Annotated in this window: 20 protein-coding genes; 13 read left to right on the top strand and 7 right to left on the bottom strand. The window is 66.8% G+C overall.

Annotated features, from left to right (window positions below; translation table 11 throughout):
• Positions 1 to 40: 40 nt before the first annotated feature.
• A complete protein-coding gene (locus ACWGRX_RS03720; protein ID WP_452116451.1) occupies positions 41 to 2,803 on the bottom strand; it encodes a decarboxylase in 2,763 nt (920 codons plus the stop codon).
• 285 nt (positions 2,804 to 3,088) lie between these two features.
• Between ACWGRX_RS03720 and ACWGRX_RS03715 the strand changes: the two genes are divergently transcribed.
• The 4 genes from ACWGRX_RS03715 to ACWGRX_RS03700 all read left to right on the top strand — a co-directional run bounded on the left by ACWGRX_RS03715 (position 3,089) and on the right by ACWGRX_RS03700 (position 7,944).
• Positions 3,089 to 3,349, top strand: coding sequence for a hypothetical protein (locus ACWGRX_RS03715; protein ID WP_291640375.1), 261 nt, complete (start codon positions 3,089 to 3,091; stop codon positions 3,347 to 3,349).
• Between the two features lie 69 nt (positions 3,350 to 3,418).
• Positions 3,419 to 5,116, top strand: coding sequence for a DUF3300 domain-containing protein (locus ACWGRX_RS03710; RefSeq protein WP_452116450.1), 1,698 nt, complete (start codon positions 3,419 to 3,421; stop codon positions 5,114 to 5,116).
• 46 nt (positions 5,117 to 5,162) lie between these two features.
• Positions 5,163 to 6,095 carry a DUF2950 domain-containing protein gene (locus ACWGRX_RS03705; protein WP_452116449.1) on the top strand — a complete coding sequence of 311 codons (933 nt, stop codon included), beginning with the start codon at positions 5,163 to 5,165 and terminating at the stop codon, positions 6,093 to 6,095.
• A gap of 103 nt (positions 6,096 to 6,198) precedes the next feature.
• Complete coding sequence (locus tag ACWGRX_RS03700; RefSeq protein ID WP_452116448.1) at positions 6,199 to 7,944, top strand: SulP family inorganic anion transporter; 1,746 nt, start codon at positions 6,199 to 6,201, stop codon at positions 7,942 to 7,944.
• On the opposite strand, the gene ACWGRX_RS03695 is transcribed toward ACWGRX_RS03700, so the two are convergent.
• The 4 genes from ACWGRX_RS03695 to ACWGRX_RS03680 all read right to left on the bottom strand — a co-directional run bounded on the left by ACWGRX_RS03695 (position 7,936) and on the right by ACWGRX_RS03680 (position 11,806).
• The gene (locus tag ACWGRX_RS03695; RefSeq protein ID WP_452116447.1) at positions 7,936 to 8,601 is read right to left on the bottom strand and encodes a hypothetical protein; all 666 of its coding nucleotides are present in this window, start codon (positions 8,599 to 8,601) and stop codon (positions 7,936 to 7,938) included. The two genes, ACWGRX_RS03700 and ACWGRX_RS03695, sit on opposite strands and share 9 nt — an antisense overlap.
• Positions 8,602 to 8,640: 39 nt before the next feature.
• The gene (locus tag ACWGRX_RS03690; protein ID WP_452116446.1) at positions 8,641 to 9,264 is read right to left on the bottom strand and encodes a response regulator transcription factor; all 624 of its coding nucleotides are present in this window, start codon (positions 9,262 to 9,264) and stop codon (positions 8,641 to 8,643) included.
• 66 nt (positions 9,265 to 9,330) lie between these two features.
• The gene (locus ACWGRX_RS03685) at positions 9,331 to 9,780 is read right to left on the bottom strand and encodes a hypothetical protein (RefSeq protein WP_452116445.1); all 450 of its coding nucleotides are present in this window, start codon (positions 9,778 to 9,780) and stop codon (positions 9,331 to 9,333) included.
• A 151-nt stretch (positions 9,781 to 9,931) separates the two neighbouring features.
• Complete coding sequence (locus ACWGRX_RS03680) at positions 9,932 to 11,806, bottom strand: adenylate cyclase (RefSeq protein ID WP_452116444.1); 1,875 nt, start codon at positions 11,804 to 11,806, stop codon at positions 9,932 to 9,934.
• Positions 11,807 to 11,944: 138 nt separating this feature from the next.
• Here ACWGRX_RS03680 and ACWGRX_RS03675 point away from each other — a divergent pair, with 138 nt between their 5' ends.
• From ACWGRX_RS03675 to ACWGRX_RS03650, 6 genes are all read left to right on the top strand, one after another.
• Entirely contained in the window at positions 11,945 to 12,214 is a 270-nt protein-coding gene (locus tag ACWGRX_RS03675) for a hypothetical protein (RefSeq protein WP_452116443.1), read from the top strand.
• Between the two features lie 34 nt (positions 12,215 to 12,248).
• Positions 12,249 to 12,830: a hypothetical protein gene (locus ACWGRX_RS03670; RefSeq protein ID WP_452116442.1), complete on the top strand. Its 582-nt coding sequence runs from the start codon at positions 12,249 to 12,251 to the stop codon at positions 12,828 to 12,830.
• A gap of 66 nt (positions 12,831 to 12,896) precedes the next feature.
• Entirely contained in the window at positions 12,897 to 13,382 is a 486-nt protein-coding gene (locus tag ACWGRX_RS03665; RefSeq protein WP_452116441.1) for a hypothetical protein, read from the top strand.
• Positions 13,383 to 13,398: 16 nt separating this feature from the next.
• On the top strand, positions 13,399 to 14,181 hold the full coding sequence (gene ppk2 / locus ACWGRX_RS03660; RefSeq protein WP_452116440.1) for a polyphosphate kinase 2: 783 nt from the start codon (positions 13,399 to 13,401) through the stop codon (positions 14,179 to 14,181).
• Between the two features lie 125 nt (positions 14,182 to 14,306).
• Entirely contained in the window at positions 14,307 to 14,756 is a 450-nt protein-coding gene (locus ACWGRX_RS03655) for a hypothetical protein (RefSeq protein WP_452116439.1), read from the top strand.
• Complete coding sequence (locus ACWGRX_RS03650; RefSeq protein ID WP_452116438.1) at positions 14,749 to 15,981, top strand: HlyD family secretion protein; 1,233 nt, start codon at positions 14,749 to 14,751, stop codon at positions 15,979 to 15,981. Before ACWGRX_RS03655 ends, ACWGRX_RS03650 begins: the two co-directional genes overlap by 8 nt.
• 249 nt (positions 15,982 to 16,230) lie before the next feature.
• Here the strand turns inward: ACWGRX_RS03650 and ACWGRX_RS03645 are convergent, their stop codons facing one another.
• Entirely contained in the window at positions 16,231 to 16,599 is a 369-nt protein-coding gene (locus ACWGRX_RS03645) for a DUF6455 family protein (protein WP_452116437.1), read from the bottom strand.
• Positions 16,600 to 16,792: 193 nt separating this feature from the next.
• On the opposite strand from ACWGRX_RS03645, the gene hemN reads away from it, so the two are divergent.
• The gene (hemN, locus tag ACWGRX_RS03640; protein WP_452116436.1) at positions 16,793 to 18,136 is read left to right on the top strand and encodes an oxygen-independent coproporphyrinogen III oxidase; all 1,344 of its coding nucleotides are present in this window, start codon (positions 16,793 to 16,795) and stop codon (positions 18,134 to 18,136) included.
• 305 nt (positions 18,137 to 18,441) lie between these two features.
• Here the strand turns inward: hemN and ACWGRX_RS03635 are convergent, their stop codons facing one another.
• Positions 18,442 to 19,089 carry a helix-turn-helix domain-containing protein gene (locus tag ACWGRX_RS03635; RefSeq protein WP_452116435.1) on the bottom strand — a complete coding sequence of 216 codons (648 nt, stop codon included), beginning with the start codon at positions 19,087 to 19,089 and terminating at the stop codon, positions 18,442 to 18,444.
• A gap of 262 nt (positions 19,090 to 19,351) precedes the next feature.
• On the opposite strand from ACWGRX_RS03635, the gene dapA reads away from it, so the two are divergent.
• Together dapA and ACWGRX_RS03625 are read left to right on the top strand one after the other, a co-directional pair.
• Positions 19,352 to 20,251 carry a 4-hydroxy-tetrahydrodipicolinate synthase gene (dapA, locus tag ACWGRX_RS03630; protein ID WP_452116434.1) on the top strand — a complete coding sequence of 300 codons (900 nt, stop codon included), beginning with the start codon at positions 19,352 to 19,354 and terminating at the stop codon, positions 20,249 to 20,251.
• Positions 20,252 to 20,268: 17 nt separating this feature from the next.
• Positions 20,269 to 21,696 (top strand): FAD-binding oxidoreductase, encoded by a 1,428-nt coding sequence (locus tag ACWGRX_RS03625; protein ID WP_452116433.1) that lies wholly within the window; start codon positions 20,269 to 20,271, stop codon positions 21,694 to 21,696.
• The last annotated feature ends 115 nt before the right edge of the window (positions 21,697 to 21,811 follow it).

Here is a 21,811-nt window from a genome sequence, read left to right as displayed (position 1 = left end):
CTGGCGACGCAGTTCCTGTATCGAAGGTGGGCAGGGGCGATCAGGGGGGGCGCGATTTCTTGCGGCCGGTTTCGTGGCTGGCGCTTTTCTTGCCCGATAGACTGTCGACCTTGAGCAGTTTCAGGCCTCTGGCCTTCTCGTAGCCATGGATTTCCTTCACATCGAGCTTGCGCATGAAGGTGATCGTCTCGTGGGTCACGACCTGGCCCGGCACCAGGATCGGGAAGCCCGGCGGGTAGGGGATCACGAAATTGGCCGAGACCATCTCCGGTCCGTCCTTGAGCCGACGGTCGCATTCCGGGCCGTCGACCGGGACGTATTCGCACTGCTCTTCGCGATAGGCGCCGAAGAAGGCCGAGCGGATATCGCCCTCGGGCGTGGTGTCGCCGGCATCCTGCCGGAAGGACTCATGGAAGTGGCTGAAGTTCGGCAGGTCCGGCACGTCCTTCATCAGGCTCTGCACCTTCGCGGCGAAGGCCTTGCGCTCGGACTCCCCGCCATGTTTGAGGCGCGTCTCGATGCCTTCGCTGATCTTCAGGAGGACGCTGATCAGCAGGGCGACGTCGCTGCGGGTGTTGTTGATGTTGGACTGGAGCAGCACGGAATTGCGCGAGGTCTTGTTGACCTGGATGTTGTATTGCGCCGCGAGCAGCCCCTTGAAGCTGGTACCGTCGAAGCCGGCCGTGCCGCAGACCAGGGTCATGCGGGTCGGATCGAGGCAGAACTCGTCCTCGCGCATGCTGCGCAACTGGTCGTCCCAACGGGTTCCGGGCGCCAGGAAGTCGACGAAGCCGCTGCGGCGGTATTCGGCGGGTACCATGCCGTCCGCGCCGACGATGCTGAAATACTTCGCGATCACCGGATGCGAATTGACCTCGCGGCGAATGTCGAGCGCGACCTCGATCGCGTTCATCACCAGCCCGTAGCCCTCGAGCTCCATCTGCCGCCGCGCGACATCGAGGCTGGCGATCAGCTGCTGGTTGGGGCTGGTCGAGGCGTGGGTGAAGACGGCCTCGTGGAACTGCGCCTCGACCTTGTGGAAATCGACGTCGCGTACCAGCACCATAGAGCCCTGGCGGATCGCCGACATTGATTTGTGGGTCGAATTGGTCTGGTAGACGCGCAGGCGGATGGCCCGGGGATCGGGGACCAGGCGGGTATCGAGCAGCTTCTCGAGCGAAGGGGGGGCGCCCAGCTCGGCGAGCTGGCGCTCATGCTCGGCGATGGCGTCGGGCGTCTGGGCCCAGGCCTCGATATCGGCGGCCGCGCCCATGCCGGTGCGCGGACGCAGGAAGGGTGACCAGCGTGCGAAGCCGAACCAGGCCTCGTCCCAGAGGAAGATCAGGTCCGGCTTGATCGCGAGGCATTCCTCCATCACCCGGCGGGTGTTGTAGATGTGGCCATCAAAGGTGCAGTTGGTCAGGTCGACCATCTTGACCCGGTCGAGCCGGCCTTCCGCCTTCAAATCGAGCAGCGCCTTCTTGATCGTGCGCAGCGGTACGGCCCCGTACATCGAGAATTCCACCATCGGGAAGGCCTCGACATAGAAGGGCTGGGCGCCGCTCAGCACGAGGCCATAATGGTGCGATTTGTGGCAGTTGCGGTCGAGGATGACGATGTCGCCGGGCGCAACCAGGGCCTGCAGCACCATCTTGTTCGAGGTGCTGGTGCCGTTGGTGACGAAGAAGACGTGGTCGGCCCCGAAGGCGCGCGCCGCCATTTCCTGCGCCCGCTTGATGTTGCCGGTCGGCTCCAGCAGGCTGTCGAGGCCGCCGGTCGTGGCGCTGCTCTCGGCGAGGAAAAGGTTGATGCCGTAGAACTGGCCCATGTCGCGAATCCAGGGCGAGCGGAACACCGATTTGCCACGCGCGATCGGCAGCGCGTGAAAGGTGGCGATCGGCCTTTGCGCATACAGCTTGAGATTGTCGAAGAATGGCGTCTCGTAGCGCGCCTTGATCCCCTCCAGCACCGAGAGATGCAGTTCGAGCGGTTCCTCGATCTGGTACATCACCCGGCGGATCATCGCGGCGCGCGGATCGCCGGCGAGCTTCTCGACGCGCCGGTCGGACAGCAGGTAGATGTCGAGCTCGGGGCGGATCGCCTTCAGCCCGGCGGCGAGGCGCAGCGACAGATCGGCTTCGTCCGCGGTCGCGAGCAGCGGCTGCTGGGCGGCGAGCACGCTTCGCAGCACCGGCGCATCGTGACGCGAGCGCAAGGCGAAGCCCTCATAGATCGCTACGGCTGCGATGTCGGGGTTCACCACGGCGGCGCAGACCGCATCCTCGAGGCTGCCCACCGGAATGGCCTCGTAGATGAATGCGTCCTCCGCCCGCCGCAGCCGGCGGAACTCGCTGGCGATATGGGACCAGCGTGAAGCGGGCGCCGGCGTCACGGCCAGGAGCTCGAAATATGGCCGATAGCTCTGGGGTTCGCTGAGCGCCGGGGGCAGAAGATCGCCCGGCTCGGGCAGCGAGAGGTCTCCCGATTGCCACTCCCGTGCGTCGTGCTTGTAGTTGCCGGTGATGATCCCGACCGAGATGCGCTTCGCCAGCGCAAGGAACCCTGCCTTGTCGTCGCCGAGCAGCTTCTCGCGGAGCACGCTCATCAGTTCGATGCCCGGGAAGGCGTGGAACTCCTCTATCACGCCGACATCGGCGAGCGCCGTCTCGACCGCCGTCCGCTCGCCAGTGCCTCCGGCCCAGGCACGGGCGGTCGCATGGAGCTCCCGCCACCGGTCGTGGCGTCCCGAGGGCGCCGAAAAGAAATGGTCGATAGAGTGCGATTCCTGGGTAGTGGAAGCCATCTCGATGCCCCATCTCTGTCGTGATTTGGGCCGGCCGTGATATCCGGAGCAGGGTTGGAAGGTGCCGCCGCACCGTCCAATACTCGATGCCGGCAAGCTCAACACAACCGGTGCGTTCGGCGTATTGTCCTTAGGGACAGGTTATTGCGCTGCCGAATTCGCTAGTATCGGACTGCCGCCGGAGACCTGAAACGATCGAAGCCCGCTTGCGAGCACGGTGTTCCGCCCGGCTCGTCCGGCCGGTGCGCAGCGCGACTATGGTGCAATCGCTTCGGAGTTCACGCCATGATCAGCAGGATCGTTACCAGCGCAGCCTTTCTCCTCCTTGCCGGCGCGGTCTGGCTGACCGGTGACAGCCGGCCGGCCCAGGCCTGCAACAAGATCGCCGGATGCGTCATGGACGCGCGGGAGGAAAGCGATGCGATGATGCAGGACGGGCGCATGAATGAGGCGATGCGAGAGGCCCGCGACAATGTCGAGGCCTTCCGCGCGCTACGCGAGGCCGAGCAGGGCAGGCAGCCCCGGACGACTGTCAGGAAGTACTAGCACGGCTGTCTGATCGGTCCCGGTGCCGGGCACCTGCCATCCCGCAGACGGGTCGCCAGGGAGAAGCTCATGGATATGCGGTTCGCCTTGGCCTGTTTCCTCGCTTGTGGCCTGGCCTCCCAGCCGCTCGCCCAGCAACCCGCCCAGGCGCCGCCGGCCCCGATTGCGCCGCCCCCCGCCGCGACGCCGGCCGTCCAGGCCGCGCAACTGCTGAGCAGCGCCCAGCTCGAGGCGCTCGTCGCGCCAATCGCGCTCTATCCCGACACATTGCTGGCGCAGGTGCTGATGGCCTCGACCTATCCGCTCGAGATCGTCCAGGCCGATCGCTGGCTCGCCGCCAACAAGAAGCTCGAAGGCGACAAGCTCAAGGCCGCCGCCGAGCAGCAGTCCTGGGATGCCAGCGTCAAGGCGCTGGTCGCGACGCCCTCCGTGCTCGAGATGATGAGCAAGAACCTCGACTGGACGCAGAAGCTTGGCGATGCGGTCCTGGCGCAGCAGCCGGACATCATGGACGGCATCCAGAGGATGCGGGCGCGCGCCTATGACGCCAAGAAGCTCTCATCCGGTTCCGAGCAGACGGTCACCGTCACGCAGGAGAGCGGCAAGCAGGTTATCCAGATCGAGCCGACCCAGCCCGACACGCTCTACGTGCCCTATTACGATCCGGGCGTGGCCTATGGCTCCTGGCCCTATCCTGATTATCCGCCCTATTATTTCCCGGCGCCGGGCTATGTCGCCACCGGCCTGCTCGCGACCGGGCTCGCCTTCGGAACCGCCTATGCGCTCGGGCGCTGGAGCACTGGCGGCTACTGGGGCGGCAACGTCAACTGGGGCAACAACAACATCAATATCGACAGGAACCGCGTGACGCATTGGGAGCACAATCCCCAGCACCGTCACGGCGTCCAGTATCGCAACAACGCCGTCCAGCAGAAGTTTTCCGGCAATAATCTTCGCGCCGGCAGCGAAGGCCGGATGGATTTTCGCGGCCGCAGCGGCGACCAGGTTCTGCAACCGCGTGGCGAGCGTGGCGATCTCGGTGGCGGTGCGCGCCCGGAGCAGCGCGCTGGAGACCGCGCCAATGTCGCCAACCGGCCGGACCGCGGTCCGGGCGACCGGGCCGGCGCCGGCAACCGCGCCGACGGCCCCGGCCGCGAGGCGCGTCCGGGCGGCGATGGCCGGGGGCAGGGCGCGCGCGCCGCGACGCAGCCCCGACGTCCCCAGGCGGGCGCAGGGCGTGCCGGGCCGGGACGCGACAGCGCCTTCGGCAATGTCCAGCAGGGCCGGGCGGCGAATCTGCAGTCGCAGCGCGGGCAGGCGAGCCTGGCGCATGCCCGAGGCGGTGGCGGGCCGCGGGCCATGCATGCCGGCGGTCCCGGCATGGGGCGCGGCGCTGCCGTGAACCGCGGGGGTGGCATGAACCGGGGCGCCGCCATGAACAGGGGCGGCGGGGTGAGCCGCGGCGGCATGGGCGGTGGCCGCGGTGGCGGCCGTCGATCCGACATTCGGCTCAAGCACGACGTCGTGCTGCTCGGGCACCTCGACAACGGCCTCGGGCTCTACAGTTTCGCCTATGGCGGCTCGGAAAAGCGCCACGTCGGCGTGATCGCCCAGGAGGTCCTGCGCGTCGCGCCCTGGGCGGTGAGCCGTGGTGCCGACGGCTATCTGCGGGTCGATTATCGTCGGCTCGGCGTCCCGTTCCGGAGCTTCGCCCAGTGGCGAGCCTCCGCCAGCCCCTCTTTCGTCAGCGTCGGCGGCGTGGATTGACCAGGGATATGCGGCGCCGGTTCGTTCAACCTCCGGGATTGGTTCAATGACAAGGCCATGGCCAGCGCCCCATCGGCTCGTTCTCCTGCTCATGGCGGGGGCGACCATCGCCCTCTCGCCGGCAACGACCGCCTGGGCCCAGCAGCCCTTCAAGACGGCGGACGAGGCCGCTGCCGCCCTGGTCGAGGCGGCACGCGGTGGCGACAGCGCGCGCTTGCGCAGCATTCTCGGGCCACGGGTCGGCTCGATCCTCTCCTCCGGCGATCGGGTCGCCGATGCGGCCGATCGCGAGCGCTTCGTCGTTGCCTACGACAACCGCCATGCGCTGAGAGAAAAGGACGGCACCGCTACTTTGCTGGTGGGGCAGGACGAGTTTCCCTTCCCGATCCCGATCGTGCGTGCCGGCGAGCGCTGGACATTCGATTCCGAGGCTGGGAGCCGGGAGATCACAGCCCGCCGGATTGGGCGCAACGAACTCGCCGCCATGCAGGCGATCCTGGCGTTCTTCGACGCGCAGCAGGACTATGCCGCCAAGGATCGGACGGGAAAGGGACCGGGCGTCTACGCGCGACGAATCGTCAGTCGGCCCGGCACCCGTGATGGGCTGTACTGGCCGAGCGCTGCCGGCGAGGAGCCGAGCCCGCTGGGTGAACTCGCGGCCGAGGCAGCCGCCGAGGGCTACCGGGCCGGCGAGGAACGCCGGCCCTATCACGGCTATTACTTCAAGGTGCTGACCCGGCAGGGGGCGGCGGCACCCGGCGGCCAGATCGATTATGTCGCAGGCGGGCGGATGATCGGCGGCTTCGCCATCTTGGCCTATCCGGCGGAGTATGGCAGGTCCGGAGTGATGAGCTTCATGCTCAACCACGCCGGCACGGTCTACCAGAAGGACCTCGGCCCCCGGACCGGGCGGGTCGCCGCCCGGATGGGTCGTTTCAACCCCGACGAAGGCTGGGAGAAGGTCTCGCCCGGCCAGTAGCAGAAGTGGTGGCCTTTCGGATGCTTCGAGCCCGTATTTCCTGCCTTTCGGCTCGATACGCGCCTCCGGAAGAGCTTTCCGGACGATGCGCGGGACCGTGCCGATGAGAGTCCGCGATCTGTTTCCTGCGAGCCTGGTGGGTTACCGGCTGGAGTATTTGCGCTTCGACGTCACCGCGGGGCTCGCGGTCGCGGCCGTCGCCATCCCCAGCGCCATCGCCTATCCCGCGATCGCGGGCCTGCCGGCCGAGGTCGGGCTCTACGCCAGCATCGTGCCCCTGGTCGGCTACGCGCTGTTCGGGCCATCCCGCAAGCTGATGGTCGGCCCGGATGCCGCGACGATGACGGTGCTGGCCGCGGCGCTGGCGACCATGCCGCTCGACAATCCGGCCGATCGTGTCGCTGCCGCCGCGGCTCTGGCCTTGCTGGTCGGCCTGCTCTGCATCCTGGCGGGCAGGCTCAGCCTCGGTGTCGTCGCGTCCTTCCTCTCGCGCCCGATCCTGATCGGCTTCATCAGCGGCATCTCGATCTCGATCCTGATCGGGCAGATCGGCCGGCTGACCGGCGTCCGCATCGAGAGCGACGGGCTCGTCCAGCCGCTGCTCGAGATCGCCCGCAAAGTCGGTCAGATCCACTGGCCCTCCCTCGGCTTCGGCGCCGCGATGTTCGGGCTGCTCGTACTGCTGGCGCGGCTGCGCTCGCCGATCCCCGGACCTCTGGTTGTCGTCGCGCTTGCCGCCGTCGCCTCGGCCCTGTTCGATCTCGAGGGGCACGGCATGAAGGTGATCGGCAGCCTGCCGAGCTCGATGCCCTCGCTGAAGCTTCCGGACGTCTCGCATTTGCCGATGAGAGAGCTGCTCCAGGGAGCCGCTGCGGTCTGGCTCGTCAGCGTCAGCTCCGGCCTCGTTGCAGCACGCAGCTTCGCCGCACGCGACAAGTTCGACGTCGATGCCGACCGGGAGCTGACGGGGCTCGGCTTCGGCAATATTTTCTCGGGCCTTTTCAGCGGCTTTCCGATCACCGTCTCGGACTCGCGCACGGCGATCAACATTTCCGCGGGCGGGCGCTCGCAGATCGCCGGGCTCGTCGCGGCCTTGGCACTGACGGCGCTGCTGCTTTATCTCAACGATACGTTGCGCCTGCTGCCCAATCCGGCGCTGGGCGCGATCCTCGCCTTCGCCGCGCTCAGCCTGATCGATCTCGGCGGTTTCCGCGAGATCTGGCGCGTCAGCCGAACCGAGTTCGCCTTCGCCCTGATCAGCATGTGGGGCGCGATCAGCCTCGGCGTGCTCAGCGGTGTCGTCATCGCGATCGCCGGCACCTTGCTGCATGTCCTGCTCAAGGAGATGCGACCGCGCGTCGCGCTGCTCGGACGGATCGCCGGCAGGCCGGGCTTCTACAAGCTCCATCGCAGCGAGCGCGCGGCGCCGGTGCCGGGCATGGTGATCTTTCTGGTGCAGGGCAGCATCCTGTTCTTCAATACCGATTTCCTGCGCGGCCGTTTCGAGAGCGCGGCGCAATCGGTGCCGCCGGGCACCAAATGGTTCCTCGTCGATGCCAGCGCCGTCGCGCAGATCGATACGACCGGGGTGGCCATGCTGCAGAAGCTGCGGACGGATCTGTCGGGGCTCGGCCTGACATTGGTTTTCGCTGAACTCCACCGGGAGCCCTGGGAGATCCTGCATCGGGCGGGCTTCTTCGAAGGGCCGGAGGCGACGACGATCTTCGACGATGTCGAGGACGCGGTCAGTGCGCTCGCCGGCCGCGAGCCCGGCTCTGCCGGACAGCCGGCGTCGGCCAGGATCGGTAGCCAGGGACCGGCGGACGACGGGCTCTCCGGATCAGTCTAGCGCGGCGTCCTTGCGGCGGTATTCACGGACCAGGATGTCACCGCTGATGATCAGCACCCAGAGCGGGAAGACCAGGAAGGCGCCGTCGACGACATGGCTGCCGAGCAAGAGGAAGGCGGCCGCGGCATAGCCGCAGAGGGCGGTCCAGCGTGCGGTGATCTCGGTGCGCAGCAGGATGGTCGAGGCGGTCATCAGGAATACGCCGGCGACCTTGAGCCCGTAGACGCTGACCAGGAAATAGGAAAAGGACCGCGCCAGGATGAAGGTCGCCGAGCCGGCGAGTTCGCGCGGCAGCGCCGCATGTGCGGTGAGGATCGCGCCGATGGCCGCTGCCGCCGTGAACAGCATGCCGACGAAGAGCAGGCCGCTGCCGAGGAAGACCGTCGCGAACAACGGATGTTCCTGCGTGCCCAGCCTGTCGCGCAGCACGCCCATGAACCAGAGAAAGGCGATGCCGGCAAAAGGGATCAGGTGGAGCGCGAGCTCGACCTTCCAGGCCTGGGCGCCGAGCCAGTCGCCGGGGTCGCGCGGATGCAGCCGCAGCGTCTGCAGCACCAAGAGGATCGCCGAAAGCAAGAGGATGGAGAACAGGATGCCGGCGAACGCCGCGGCGCGCGGCGCCTTCAACCCGGCGGGCATGTGGTGGGCGGGCGACACGATGCTCGACCCCGTCTGATGGTGAAGATGCCGGCCGGGCTAAGGATCGTCATTGCGCAGGAGGCCGAGGCGCTCGGCGCAGGATACGAGCTCGACGAGCGAGCGGGTCTGCAGCTTCTCCATCACCTTGCGGCGATGCGCCTTCACCGTCCGCTCGGTCGTTCCGAGGGCGAAGGCGACCTGCTTGTTCAGCTTGCCCCGGATGACGAGGTCGAAGACCTCGCGTTCGCGCGGGGTGAGGAGCCGCAATCTTTGCCTCGCGGCGCGGCTCCAGCATTCCTGCTCGCTGGCGAGGCGGTGCCGCGCGATGGCGCGATCGATCGCGACGATCAGTTCCTCCGACGCCACCGGCTTGGTGAAGAAATCCTCGGCGCCGGCCTTGATCGCCTTGACGCCGGTGCGGACGTCACTTTCCCCTGCGAGGCAGATGACCGGGAGGCACGAACCGGCCTTGCTCAGCCTGTCGAACAGATCGGGCACGACGGTGTCAGGCACCTGAACGTCGAGGACGATGCAGCCCGCGCTCGCGTCGTCCGCAATCTGGCCGAGGATCTCGTCGGCGCTGCCATAAGCCTTGGTCCGGTAGCCGCAGGCCCGCAGCAGGTCGTCTATCCCTGCCTGGGAGGATGAATCACCGTCCACAATGTGCACGAGAGCTGACATGGCTTCCTCCGATCTCCTGGTCGGCGGACCGCCGTTCCGCCGGTCACCTTCGGACTGCGCCCGGCCTCAGGGCGGCTTCAGCGCGTCCAGGCCGCAGCGCTGGTAGTTGGTTCCACTTCCGCCGTCGGCGCTGAAATAGCGCGTCAGCATTCCGCCTTCGGCCGGCGCGACGATGGCATGGGCTGCACCGACCGAGATGCTCGTCGTGCAGCTCAGATTCAGGATCTGGCGCTCCCCTTTCGGGCTGACGCTGACGATCCGGCAGGAGGCGAGCGGTGTCGACAGTCGCCGGCCGGCGACGATGAAGGCCGGGGCGAAGACGCTCGCCGGACGCCGGAAGACGATCGCGCCTCCCTTCAGGGCGAAGGCGCTCGCACAGACCTCGCCCTGTTCGATCCATGCGCCCTGGAACGCGCCGGTCGGCATCTGCGCGACAGCTTCCGCGGCCGTGCCTCCGTTCAGCGCTATGGCCAGCAGCGCGGCGAGCGGCGCCTGACGATGGATCGGTGCGAGCATCGGACCTCCGGCGGTAGAGTGGCTGCAGTCGGGCGCGGGCGCGGGGGAACCCGAACGCCGAGGCGAAACCGGCTTCTGCCGCATCGCCGCCAGCCGCTGCACTCCACTTCGCAATGCAGTGCAGGTCGCAAATGCCGTCTCGGGAAGTAGGTTACGGTTGGCTACGTTGGGCCGAGCCCTGGCTCGGCTCCGCGGCAGGCGCCGCGCTGGAGGACCGTTCATCCCAGGCGGAGAGCTGCGTCCGCACCGGAAAACCGGCCTGAAGCGCGCCCCGGATCAGGATTGCGCGATCTCTCGCGTTGAAGTTGCGCCGGTCGAGCTCGCCGTCGAAATCGGCGAAAAACCCAGGACGCTGCTTCAGAAACTCGGCACGGGCCTGAGACGCCTCGTGAGACATGCCGTGACGGGCGAAGATCAGTGCCGCGACGAAGTGATAGATCGAGAAATTCTGAAGATTGGCCCGTTTGATCAGGGCGACGGCACGCGTATCCTCGCCTTGCATATAGGAGGCGAGGGCAAGCTGCCCGGTATAATAGCTTGATTGGCCGGGATTCTTGGCCATCGCCTCCTCGATCATGCCGGCGCCGCGCGCCCAGTTCCCGGATTGGGCGACCCAGGCGCCGAACTCGCCGAGCAGTTCGGTGTCGTTGGGGTTGAGCGCGCGCGCTTGCAGGCCGATACGCAGTGCCTCGCTGGCCTCTCCGCTGAAGAAGAGCACCGTCATCAGTGCCTGCAGGCCCCGGACATTCTCCGGAGCGAGCCGGACCGCGCGCTCGGCGCTGGCGCGCGCCCGCGCCATGGGCGGCGGCGAGCCCGGGCTGCGGTTCAGCTTGTACCTTTCCTCGTCGAGATAGAGATAGGCCAGCATCGCCCAGCTGGTCGCATGCTCGGGATAGCGCGCCGTGACCTGCTCGAGGCATTCGCGCGCCTGCGCGTGTTCGATCGGGGCGAGCACGGTGCGGTAATGGTAGAAGCGGTAGGAGCATTCCTGCGGCAGCAGGTCCGGGCCGCGCTTGTCCGGTCGGGGGCGGGGCGGATTGGCGAAGATCACCCCGTAGGGCTGGGCGATGGCGGTCGCGACCGTCGCGGCGATCGTCGTTTCGATGTCGACGATCGTCTTTTCGCGCGGGTCGGCATCATAGATTCCCGCCCACAGGATGGCCGCACTCTCGCCGTCCCGCACGCGCGCCGATACCCGCAGCTTGCCATCGGAAAGGCGGATGCCGCCCTCCAGCAGGTAGCGGCTGCCGGCGAGGCGCGGAGCCTTGCCCGCCATGTCGCCCGGCGGCGCATCTCCCGAAACGTCGCGCGCCAGCACGGTCAGCTCCTTGAAGCGGACGAGCTGTGCCAGCAGTTCATCGGTGAGGCCGGCGGCGTAGTAGTTCACTTCCGGCTGGCCGGAGAGGTTGGCGAAGGGCTTGAGCGTCAGGGACGGACCCGGCGGAGTGGGCAGGGCTGCAGCGGTGCCTGCGGATTGCGGCCAGTCCACAGCCCAGACGAGAGCAACGGCGGCGAGCGTGCCCAGCGCGAGCAGCGAGCCAGCGAGCCGGTACCGCCCGCGCCATGCCGGGGCGGCGGCGCTGCCATGCCGGCTTAGGAACGCAGGCTGCGAGCCGGGCGGCCCGTCATCCTCATGCTCCGGCTGCCAGTGGAAGCGGGGAACATAGGCCCCCTTGGGGATTTCGATCAGGACCGGAGCCGAGCTTCCGGCCAGCAGGTAATAGCGCTCCAGCGCACGCCGCAGGCGGCCGGCTTCGATGCGCACCACGGGATCGTTCTGGATGTCGAAATTGGCGTCCCGACCGAAGACCTCGACGGCCACCGTATAGGCCTTGATCCGGTCCGCCCGTCCGGCGAGCGTCTCGTTGACCACATAGATCAGGAACTGGCGCACGCGCGCCGGGACATTGAATTCGGTGCTGGCGAGGATTCGGTCGAGCTGCGCGCGGATTTCCTGCTCCGGCGGGTTCGGCCCCGGCGGCGCGGCGGTGTCGTCATCGCAATTCCAGGACCGTTGCTGCTCCACGGAATAGGCTCCCCCGAGCCGGAAATCCGATCAGAAAAGGCAAGGCAAGGCGGCAGTCTCTGCGTAACCTCTCGTTATTTACTCCCAACCCGTCTCTGCGGCCACATAATTGTGGCCTTTCGCGGGGGGCTCGATCCTATGGATACGGGCGTTCTGGCTGCCATCCGGCGTCTGCCGAAACACAAGACTGTGATCGAGGAGCTGGTGCGCGGCAGCGAGAGCTTCCGCAATATCTGTGGAGACCTCGCCGAGGCGGAGACGGCGCTGCGTCGCTGGGAAGCTTCGGAGATGCCCGGGGCCGCCGCGCGGTGCGATGAGTACAGGCATCTGATCGATGGGCTCGAAGCGGAGCTCAGGCAGGCAATTCACGAACGCCAGCCGCGGCGGTTCCGCAGGTCTGGTGAATAGAGCAGGGCGTTGACCTTCTGGGTGGAGAGTTCCGATGTCGAAGCATGCAAGCTGGATTCTCGCATTCTCTCTGGCGCTCGGCGCCGCGGGCTGCGCGACCTATCCCACGGTGACCAGTGAAACCGTGGTCGTTGCCGGCGTCGGGGCGGTCGAGGTCGAGCGGCTCGATGTCGATGTCGTCACCGTCAACCCGGCGACCCGGATCGTCGCCATCCGCCAGGGCGACTATGCCTGGCGGCTGATGGTGCCCGAGATCTTCGGCGATCTGAATGCCCTGCGTCCGGGCGACCGGCTGCAGATCCGGCGCGTCGAAGGGGCGCTGCTTGGCGCCCGGCGCGCGAAGAGGGGCGCGCGGCCGGAGATCGTCTACATGGAAGAGGTCAGCCAGCCGCGCTTCCAGAATCTGCCCGACCGGTTCGTCGAGCGTTCGCTCACCCTGACCGCGAAGTTCGAGCGCTATGATCCCGCGACCGGCATCGTCAGCTATGTCGGCCCGGCGGGGCCGCGGACCCACAAAGTGGTCGATCCCGAGATTGCGAACGATCTGAAGCGGCTTCGGCGCGGCGACATGGTCGACCTCATCTTCGCCGAGGCCATCCACGTCCAGAAGATCTGAACCCGTCGCGCAGCGCCGCGGGCGGAACGCCCGCGGCGGCCGCAACCAGCGAAGGAAGAGCCTGCGATGTCGACCGCCAGCCCCATTCAGGCCAGCAAGCTCGCCGATGAGAGCTTCATGTCCGCCGATGATCTCCGATCCTATATGGCGGAGCTCGAAATGGCCAAGGCCTCGAAGCTGCTGGGTGCCATGGACAGGGCCGAGGAGGCCCGCAAGAAACTCGTCGCGACCTTGCAGGAAGAGATCGCCGTCACGCCGGAGAAGATTGCCGAGATCAAGCACAGCCTGGCGAACAAGACCCGCGCCGCCGCCGAACGCGGCGAGAAGGAGGTCCTCGTCATGCGCTTCCCGAGCGCGCTTTGCAGCGATCGCGGCCGGGCGATCAACAATGCCGAGGCGGATTGGCCGACCACGCTGACCGGACGACCGCGTCAGGCCTATGAGTTCTGGAAGCAGCATCTTCAGCCGGCGAAGTACAAGCTGCGCGCCATGATCGTCGACTGGCCTGGGGGCCTGCCGGGCGATGTCGCGTTCTTCCTGAGCTGGTCCTAGCGGCCGGAGCACGACGATGAAGGCAGATTCGAACAAGCCCATGAAGCGCGAGCAGTATGAGCGCGAACTGCGCGAGCTGCATGGCGAGCTGGTCAAGCTCCAGGAATGGGCGAAACATGCCGGCGGCAAGGTCTGCATCGTCTTCGAAGGGCGCGATGGCGCCGGCAAGGGCGGCGTCATCAAGGCAATCACCGAGCGGGTCAGCCCGCGTGTCTTCCGTGTCGTCGCCCTGCCGCCGCCGACCGAGCGCGAGCGCTCGCAGATGTATGTCCAGCGCTATTTGCCGCATCTGCCCGCTGCCGGCGAGATCGTGATCTTCGACCGCAGCTGGTATAATCGGGCCGGCGTCGAGCGGGTCATGGGGTTCTGCACGGAAGAGCAGGCCAAGAGCTTCCTCCAGGTCGTGCCGGGCGTCGAGAAGGCCATCGTCGATTCCGGCGCGATCCTGCTGAAATACTGGCTCGAGGTCGGCCAGGAGGAGCAGACGCGCCGCATGGAGGAGCGCATCAACGACCCCAGGAAGATCTGGAAGCTCTCTCCGATGGATCTGAAGTCCTATTCGCGCTGGTACGAATACTCACGGGCGAGGGACGAAATGTTTCGCGCGAGCGATACGGCCTGGGCGCCTTGGTATGCGGTTCATTCCGACGACAAGCGCAAGGCGAGACTTGCGATCATCTCGCACATACTCAGCTCGGTTCCCTATGAAGCGCTGCCGCGTGAGAAGATCAAGCTACCCAAGCGGCAGAAGGCGCATGGCTATGAGGAGGCCGAGTTTGCACGCAACTGGATAGCCTAGGCGTCCCCACACCTTTCGAAAGGATGATCGCAGCCAACTGCTCTAAACTGTTGATGCAGAAACTGTGATCCGATTAGCTCGTGCGGCAGGCTGATTACGGCGTGCTCTTGAACCGGAGTGTTCCGATGGCCGCTGGCCTTCATCCCTTGGCACCGCATTATCTGCCGGGCTTCATCACCGCGCCGGGGGAGACCGACACGCTGCTGGTCGTCACCGGCGTCATCCTCCTTTTGTCGGTTCTCGGCGTCGGCCTCATCTTCCTGCGTCTTCACACACTGCCCGAGCGGATGGCGCACAAGTCGCAGAAATTGCAGTTCGAGATCGTGGCCGTGCTCGGCCTGCTCGCCCTGTTCACCCATGTCCATCTGTTCTGGGTGGCGGGGCTGCTCCTGGCGCTGATCGACATTCCCGATTTCTCGGGCCAGTTCGGCCGAATGGCCCATGCGCTTGAGCGCATCGCCGGGGTGAAGTCACCGACGTCCGAAGTGGGGGGCGACGACGCGTCGCCGCCCGGCGACGGCGACACCGCAGGCGCGAGCGACGCCGTGGTCCGGAAGGAGCCGGGCCATGCTTGAACTCCTGGTCTGCTCGCTCCTCACCATCGTGCCGGACTACCTCTACAGGCGCTTCGCGCAGGGCAAGCGCCTCGGCAAGGAGATCACCTTCTACTCGGTCTGGTTCGAGCTGCGCTGGGGCATCACCTCCTGCCTCATGCTGACTGTCGCCTTGATCACGGTGATCTTCTACAATCATCCGTCGACGACCAACGCTTCTGTGATGTTCCGCACCGTTCCGATCGTGCCGGAGATCAATGGCCGCGTCGCCGAGGTCAATATCGGCATCAGCGGCAATGTCACAAAGGGTGATCCGATCTTCCGGCTCGACAGCAGCCGCCAGGAAGCGGCGGTCCAGACTGCGCGGACCAAGGTCGCCGAGGTCGAGGCCGCGATCGTCGTGGCCAAGACCGAGCTTCTCACCGATGAAAGCAAAATCCTCGAGGCGCGCAGTGCCCATAAGCAGGCGCTCGACGAGCTCGAGACGAAGCAGGAACTGCGTCGGCGCAATGATGACATCGTCGCGCGGCGTGAGATCGAGCGGCTGGAAAACCTCGTCGCAGGGCGCGAGGCCGCGGTTTCCGCGGCCGTCGCTTCGAAAGCCAGCGCCGAAACCCGGATCACGACCCTGCTGCCCGCCGAGAGGGCGAGCGCCGAGGCGGCGCTGGTGCAGGCGCAGGCCGATCTCGGCCGGACAGTGGTGCGCGCCGGGGTCACCGGGCGCGTCGAGCAGTTCACCTTGCGCGTCGGCGATGTCGTCAATCCGCTGTTGCGGCCGGCGGGCGTGCTGATCCCGCAGGAGGCAGGCAGGACCGCGCTTCAGGCCGGCTTTTCGCAGCTCGAGGCGCAGGTCATGAAGCCTGGCATGGTCGCGGAAGCCACCTGTCTCTCCAAGCCCTGGGTGATCATCCCGATGGTCGTCACCAATGTGCAGGACTTCATTGCTGCCGGCCAGTTCCGCAGCGGCGAGACCCTGCTAGACGTGCAGCAGGTTGCGAAGCCGGGAACGCTTCTGGCCTTCCTGGAGCCGCTCTATCCTGACGGTCTCGACGGCGTCACCCCCGGCAGCACCTGCATCGCCAATGCCTATTCGAGCAATCACGAGCTGATCGCCTCAGGGAAGCTCTCGACCGGGCGCAAGATCATCCTCCACGGCGTCGACGCGGTCGGCCTCGTGCACGCGCTGCTTCTGCGCATCCAGGCGCTGGTCCTGCCGATCCAGCTGCTCGTGTTCGGTGGGCATTGAGGGGCGGCTGCACGTCGGGGCGGGCGGAGTCTTGCTCTGCCCTCTCGGCCCGGTCAGGCCGGCGGGCCGCGATGAGCAGTCCATTTCGGCCGAGCTGGTCGCCACGTATCCTCCCACCGGAGGATCAGCGACCGAGCTCTTCGTGACAGCATCGGATCCGCGCGAAAAGTGGATCTCACTTTCCGGAAAATTCCGATGCGACAACACTGAGATAGATCACCGTGACCGCGTCCGAACGGACGCGGCGATCTAGCGGCGCAGCGCGCCGATGGTCTCGGCGTTCGGGCAATAGGTCTTGTAGCTGAGCTCCGCTTCCTCGCGGTCGAGCTCGCGGCGGCAGCGGCGCGCGCTGTCACAGCCGGCGCAGACACGCGCCATGTCGCGCATGACCGCCGGCTGCTGCCGACTTACCCGATCGGCGTCGAGCCCGATGCTGGCGAGAAGGCGCGGCAGCAAGGCGCCATCTGCCGGGCTGCGCGAAACGAGATTATAGAGATCGGCCTGCTGCAGGGCGACGTCGCCGGCGAGCTCGCGCAAACCGTCGCTGCCGAGCCCATCGAGTTCGCGCAAGCTGGAATGGCGCTGCCGCCAGCGCTGGGCGAGTTCGGAAAGATGCATGGTTTCCTCCTCTTGGAGCCCAGCATCCACCAGCTGACGGTGCGGAACATTGTTCTGGCTCAAATCCGGATGCGATCGCCCGGCCCGCTTCCGCGCCGGCACTGGGGGCTTCATTGCATTTGCACTCGATCAAAGAAGGGTGCCGCGGCGCGGGGTAAGAGCGATCAAACAGACGAGGTTCCGGAGCTTTTCGATGCAGGGCGCGCACTATGCGGATGAGCGGCTTCCGCGCTATACGAGCTATCCGACCGCGCCGCATTTCAGCGCCGGGATCGACGCCGCAACCTATGCCGGCTGGCTGAAGGCGCTGCCGGCGGGAACGACGACCTCGCTCTATCTGCACGTCCCCTTCTGCCGCTCGATGTGCTGGTATTGCGGCTGCCACACCACGGTCGCGCTCCGCGACGGTCCGATCGTCGACTATCTCGCCGTGCTGCGCAGCGAGATCGCTCTGGTCGCGGCGCAGCGTTCCGCTCCGCTCGACGTGCGCCATATCCATTTCGGCGGCGGCACCCCGACGATCATCGAGCCGGAGGAGTTTGTCGGGCTCGTCGCGCTGCTGCGGCAGCATTTTGCCGTTCACCCGCAGGCGGAGATCGCCGTCGAGATCGATCCGCGCCGGCTCGGGCCCGGCATGACCGCGGCACTCGCCGCGGCGGGCGTCAATCGCGCCAGCCTCGGGGTGCAGAGCTTCGATCCGGCGGTGCAGAAGGCGATCAACCGCATCCAGAGCGTCGAGCAGACCGCGAATGTCGTCTCTGGCCTGCGTCGTGCCGGCATCGAGGAGGTCAGTTTCGACCTGATCTACGGGCTGCCGAAGCAGACGCTCCAGTCCTGCCGCGACACCGTGGAACAATGCCTCGCCATGCGGCCGGACCGGTTCTCGATCTTCGGCTACGCCCATGTCCCGGAGTTCAAGAAGCATCAGCGCCGGATCGCTGTCGAGGATCTGCCTGACGGGCGGGCGCGGCACGAGCAGGCCGAGGCGATGGCGCAGCAGCTCGTCGCCGCCGGCTATGTCCGAATCGGGCTCGACCATTTCGCCCGGCCGACCGATGCGATGGCGCAGGCTCTTGCGCAGGGGCGGCTGCATCGCAATTTCCAGGGCTACACCACGGATCGCTGCGACGCTCTGATCGGCTTCGGCGCTTCGGCGATCGGGCGCCTGCCGCAGGGCTTCGTTCAGAACGAGGTGGTGATCGGGCGCTATGCCGAGCGCGTCGCCGATGGCGCGTTGCCGACGGGCAAGGGCTATCGGCTGACCGCGGAGGATCGGTTGCGCGCCGCGCTGATCGAGCGGGTGATGTGCGATCTCGCCGTCGACATCGATGCGGTCTGCGACCAGCATCCCGTCGACCGCGGGGTCCTGGCTCCGTCGCTCGCCAAGCTCGAGGACCTGTCGCGGGACGGGCTGATCCGTTTCGACGGCAGTCGGGTGCTTCTGCCCGAGGATGCACGCCTGTTCGTCCGCAAGGTCGCCGCGGCTTTCGACGCGCATCTCGACCAGTCGCCGCGCCAATTCAGCCGGGCGGTCTGAGCAGCAAGCGCCGGAGCCTGTGGGTCTGCGCCGCTCGTCCGGGACGAGCGGCGTTGGCGACAGCCCGAATCCAGGTTGCAGAAATTCGCTTCAGGTCTTTGAGGTAAAAGAGATTTTCAGAAGTGGTTCTGCCTCGGTCAGGTCGCTTCTGCGGGCAGGCGGCACACTCGCCCAGCCGCACAACCCATCATCAAGAGCCGGAAGTCTGCGATGGTTTCCGGCTTTCCGCCGTGCTTCGTCGGACATGATGGTGCAGGCTGAACCTCGGATGTTTTCGACAATCCGCCAGCGGCGGAGTGCCAGGCTCAGAGATCGACCAGCACCCAGAGCACGACGGCGTCGGTCGGGCCCGAGGAGGTCCAGGTGTGCTCGGTGCTCGCGTCGTAATAGACCGAGTCGCCCTTGTTGAGTTCGAGCGGCTCGTAGAGCGCGCTGTGCACGATCAGCGTCCCTTCCAGGACCATCACGAAAATCTCGGCCTCCGACTTGGCCCAGGCCGGGTAATCGTCCGGCGAGCGTGCCGTCACCGTGGTCAGGATCGGCGTGGCGCGCTTGTTCTTGAGGTCGGCGCACAGCAGCATGTTGTTGCAGGTCACCGTCGCATGGCGGCTTCCGGCGCCGGCCCGCGTCACGCTGCGCCGGCCCCGGAAGGCGCCAGGATCGTTGTCCTGATCGTTGAGCAGGGAGACCAGCTCGATGCCGAGCCCTTGGGCGATGCGCTGCATCGTCGAGATGGTTGGCGAAAGTTCGTTGCGCTCGATCTTAGAGAAGGCCGAAGCCGAGACGCCGGTCAGCCGGCTCGCATCCTGCAGGGTCAGTTGCCGACGCTTGCGCACCTTCAGCAGGCGCGCGCCAATGTCGAGATGGCCCCGCGCATCTTCGGAATCGTGATCGGCGGGGCGGCTTGCGCCGCGGGCCGTGTCGTCCCGGTCGAGCGACGAGATTTCCGGCATCCTGATCTCCTTGGCGCGGCCGCGAGGCGCAACGCCTCTCGCCCGGACTGTCATAGCTGGCAGCATAGGGCATGGAAAGCGCTTGATCCATGATGCTCCACAAAATGTCGGATAGTGGATTTTTCTATCTTAGTGTTGACACTGGTCGAATGGTGGACGAGCGTTGGCTCGGCTGACGAGCCGGCAAACCGAAGCGGGATGCTCCGTCTGCGGGCACGCTCCGGCTTGAATCCGGTTGGCGGCTAGACAAGGGAAACGCTTGATGACGCTTACGAAAGACCAGTTGAACGGCCTCTATACGGCCATCGTCACTCCGCTCGCCGAGGATGGGTCTGTCGACGTCAAGGCCCTGAAGAAGCTGGTGCGCTTCCAGCTCGATGCTGGCGCGGCCGGCATCGTGCCGATCGGCGGCACCGGCGAATATCCCGCCTTCTCGCGCGACGAGCGCCGCACCATCGTCGCGACCTGCGTCGAGGCTGCCGACGGCAAGCCGGTGATCCCGGGCGTGCTTTCGACCGGCTTCGAGGATGCGCTGGAAGCCGGCCGCGACTTCGCGGCCGTGGGCGCGGCCGCGGTGATGACGGTCACTCCCTATTATGCGCCGGGCACCCAGGACGGCATGCGCGCCTATTTCCGGCGTTACCGGGATTCGCTCGACCTGCCGGTCATGCTCTACCAGATCCCGCGCCGCACCACCGTCTCCGCCTTCGCCGACACGGTCCAGGCGATGGCGGAGGACGGCTCGATCATCGGCATGAAGTACTCGTCCTATGACATGCCGGACTATATCCGCACGGTGAAATACGCCGGCGACAAGATCGCGATTCTCAGCGGTGAGGAGCCCCTGTTCGCGACCCATGTCGCGCTCGGCGCCCGCGGCGGCGTGCTGGCCTCGGCGACGATCTATCCGAAGATCTGGATCGAGATCTTCGAGCTCGCCAAGCAGGGCAAGCTGAACGAGGCGCTGAAGCTCCAGGACAAGATCGATCCGGTCATCGATTCGATCTATGTCGAGACCAATCCCGGCCCGCTGAAGCGCTACATGGCGCTGGCCGGCATGCCGGTTGGCGGTGTCCGCCTGCCGCTTCAGGGGCCGAGCGCCGAGACGATCGCCAAGCTCGAGACCGCCGCCAAACAGGCGAAATCGGTCAGCCTCGCCTGAACGAAGGGAACCGCATCGTGCTCGATCGGCTGCGCGATATCGTTGGCGACAAGGGGCTCATCGCCGATCCCGGCGAGATGGCCCCCTGGCTGACCGATTGGCGCGAGAGGCGCAAGGGCAGGGCGCTCTGCGTCGTCGCCCCGGCCTCTACGGTCGAGGTCGCAGCCGTGATGCGGCTTTGCGCCGAGGAAGGCCAGCCGGTCTTCCCGGTCGGCGGCAATACCGGGCTCTGCTTCGGCGCGGTACCGGAGAGCGGCCACGCGGACAGGCCGGGCATCGTCCTGTCGCTGCGCCGGATGAACAAGATCCGCGCCATCGATCGCGCCGGCAATGTCGCGACCGTCGATGCCGGCGTCGTGCTCGGCGACCTGCATGCCGCTGCGGCCGAAGCGGGCCGCCAGTTCCCGCTCCATCTCGGCAGTGAGGGCAGCGCCCAGATCGGCGGGCTGATCTCGACCAATGCCGGCGGCACCGGCGTCGTCCGCTTCGGGCCGATGCGCGATCTCGTCGCCGGGCTCGAGGTCGTCCTCGCCGATGGCCGCGTGCTCGACGATCTCGCGGCGCTGCGCAAGGATAATACCGGCTACATGCTGCGCCATCTCTTCATCGGCGCGGAGGGCACGCTCGGCATCATCACCGGCGCGGCGCTGCGGCTGCACCCGCAGACCCCGAACACCGCCCATGCCTGGGTCTCGGTCGCCAACCCCTCTGCCGCGGTCGCCCTGCTCGCCGCCATGCAGGATCGGGCCGGCAGCGCGATCCAGGCTTTCGAGCTGGTTTCCGCCTCCCAGTTCGAGCTGGTGGTTCGCCATGTCGAGCGCATCCGCATCCCCTTCGACGCCATTCCCGCCTGGTCGGTGCTGATCGAACTCGGCAGCGAGGATGCTTCGACCGGCCTCGGCGCCGTTCTCGAAGACGTGCTCGGCACCTGCCTGGAAGACGGCACTGTGCTGGACGCGGTCGTCGCGACCTCGCAGCAGCAGGCCGACGAGTTCTGGCATGTCCGGCATTCGGTCTCCGAGGCCAACAAGAAGGAAGGCATCGGCGTCGTCCATGACGTCGCCGTCCGCACCAGCGATGTCGCGGGCTTCATCGCGGCCGCCGACCTGGTCGCCGCCGAGCGCTATCCGCAGGCCGTGACGCAGGTCGTCTGCCATCTCGGCGACGGCAATGTGCACTACATCCTGATGTTCCAGCGCGCCTTCTGGGCGACGCTCGGCGATACCGAGGCCTTCGCGCTCGAGGTCGAGCAGGCGGTGCATGATGTGGCCGCGCGCTTCCGGGGCACGTTCAGCGCCGAGCACGGCGTCGGACGCAAGCTGACCGAGGAGCTCGAACGCCTTGCAGATCCGCTGCGCTACGAGCTGATGGGCAAGGTCAAGGCACTGTTCGACCCGCACAATCTGATGAATCCCGGCGTCCTCCTTCCGGCGAAGGCCGGGTGAGGGTGCCGCAAGCAAATCCGCCAGCGCTCCTGCCGGAGCGCGGGACGGCCTACCCGCCGACACAGGCGGGATCGCGCTCCAACGACCTTGGAGCACTATTCCAATCGGGAGAGAC

Source organism: Allobosea sp. NPDC055594, assembly GCF_053618995.1.
This window is presented reverse-complemented; position numbering and strand designations above follow the sequence as displayed.

Coding starts and splice junctions, on each gene's coding strand:
- ACWGRX_RS03720 (WP_452116451.1), bottom strand. CDS start 2,803: ATGGCTTCCACTACCCAGGAATCGCACTCTATCGACCATTTCTTTTCG.
- ACWGRX_RS03715 (WP_291640375.1), top strand. CDS start 3,089: ATGATCAGCAGGATCGTTACCAGCGCAGCCTTTCTCCTCCTTGCCGGC.
- ACWGRX_RS03710 (WP_452116450.1), top strand. CDS start 3,419: ATGGATATGCGGTTCGCCTTGGCCTGTTTCCTCGCTTGTGGCCTGGCC.
- ACWGRX_RS03705 (WP_452116449.1), top strand. CDS start 5,163: ATGACAAGGCCATGGCCAGCGCCCCATCGGCTCGTTCTCCTGCTCATG.
- ACWGRX_RS03700 (WP_452116448.1), top strand. CDS start 6,199: ATGAGAGTCCGCGATCTGTTTCCTGCGAGCCTGGTGGGTTACCGGCTG.
- ACWGRX_RS03690 (WP_452116446.1), bottom strand. CDS start 9,264: ATGTCAGCTCTCGTGCACATTGTGGACGGTGATTCATCCTCCCAGGCA.
- ACWGRX_RS03685 (WP_452116445.1), bottom strand. CDS start 9,780: ATGCTCGCACCGATCCATCGTCAGGCGCCGCTCGCCGCGCTGCTGGCC.
- ACWGRX_RS03675 (WP_452116443.1), top strand. CDS start 11,945: ATGGATACGGGCGTTCTGGCTGCCATCCGGCGTCTGCCGAAACACAAG.
- ACWGRX_RS03670 (WP_452116442.1), top strand. CDS start 12,249: ATGTCGAAGCATGCAAGCTGGATTCTCGCATTCTCTCTGGCGCTCGGC.
- ACWGRX_RS03665 (WP_452116441.1), top strand. CDS start 12,897: ATGTCGACCGCCAGCCCCATTCAGGCCAGCAAGCTCGCCGATGAGAGC.
- ppk2 (WP_452116440.1), top strand. CDS start 13,399: ATGAAGGCAGATTCGAACAAGCCCATGAAGCGCGAGCAGTATGAGCGC.
- ACWGRX_RS03655 (WP_452116439.1), top strand. CDS start 14,307: ATGGCCGCTGGCCTTCATCCCTTGGCACCGCATTATCTGCCGGGCTTC.
- ACWGRX_RS03650 (WP_452116438.1), top strand. CDS start 14,749: ATGCTTGAACTCCTGGTCTGCTCGCTCCTCACCATCGTGCCGGACTAC.
- ACWGRX_RS03645 (WP_452116437.1), bottom strand. CDS start 16,599: ATGCATCTTTCCGAACTCGCCCAGCGCTGGCGGCAGCGCCATTCCAGC.
- hemN (WP_452116436.1), top strand. CDS start 16,793: ATGCAGGGCGCGCACTATGCGGATGAGCGGCTTCCGCGCTATACGAGC.
- ACWGRX_RS03635 (WP_452116435.1), bottom strand. CDS start 19,089: ATGCCGGAAATCTCGTCGCTCGACCGGGACGACACGGCCCGCGGCGCA.
- dapA (WP_452116434.1), top strand. CDS start 19,352: ATGACGCTTACGAAAGACCAGTTGAACGGCCTCTATACGGCCATCGTC.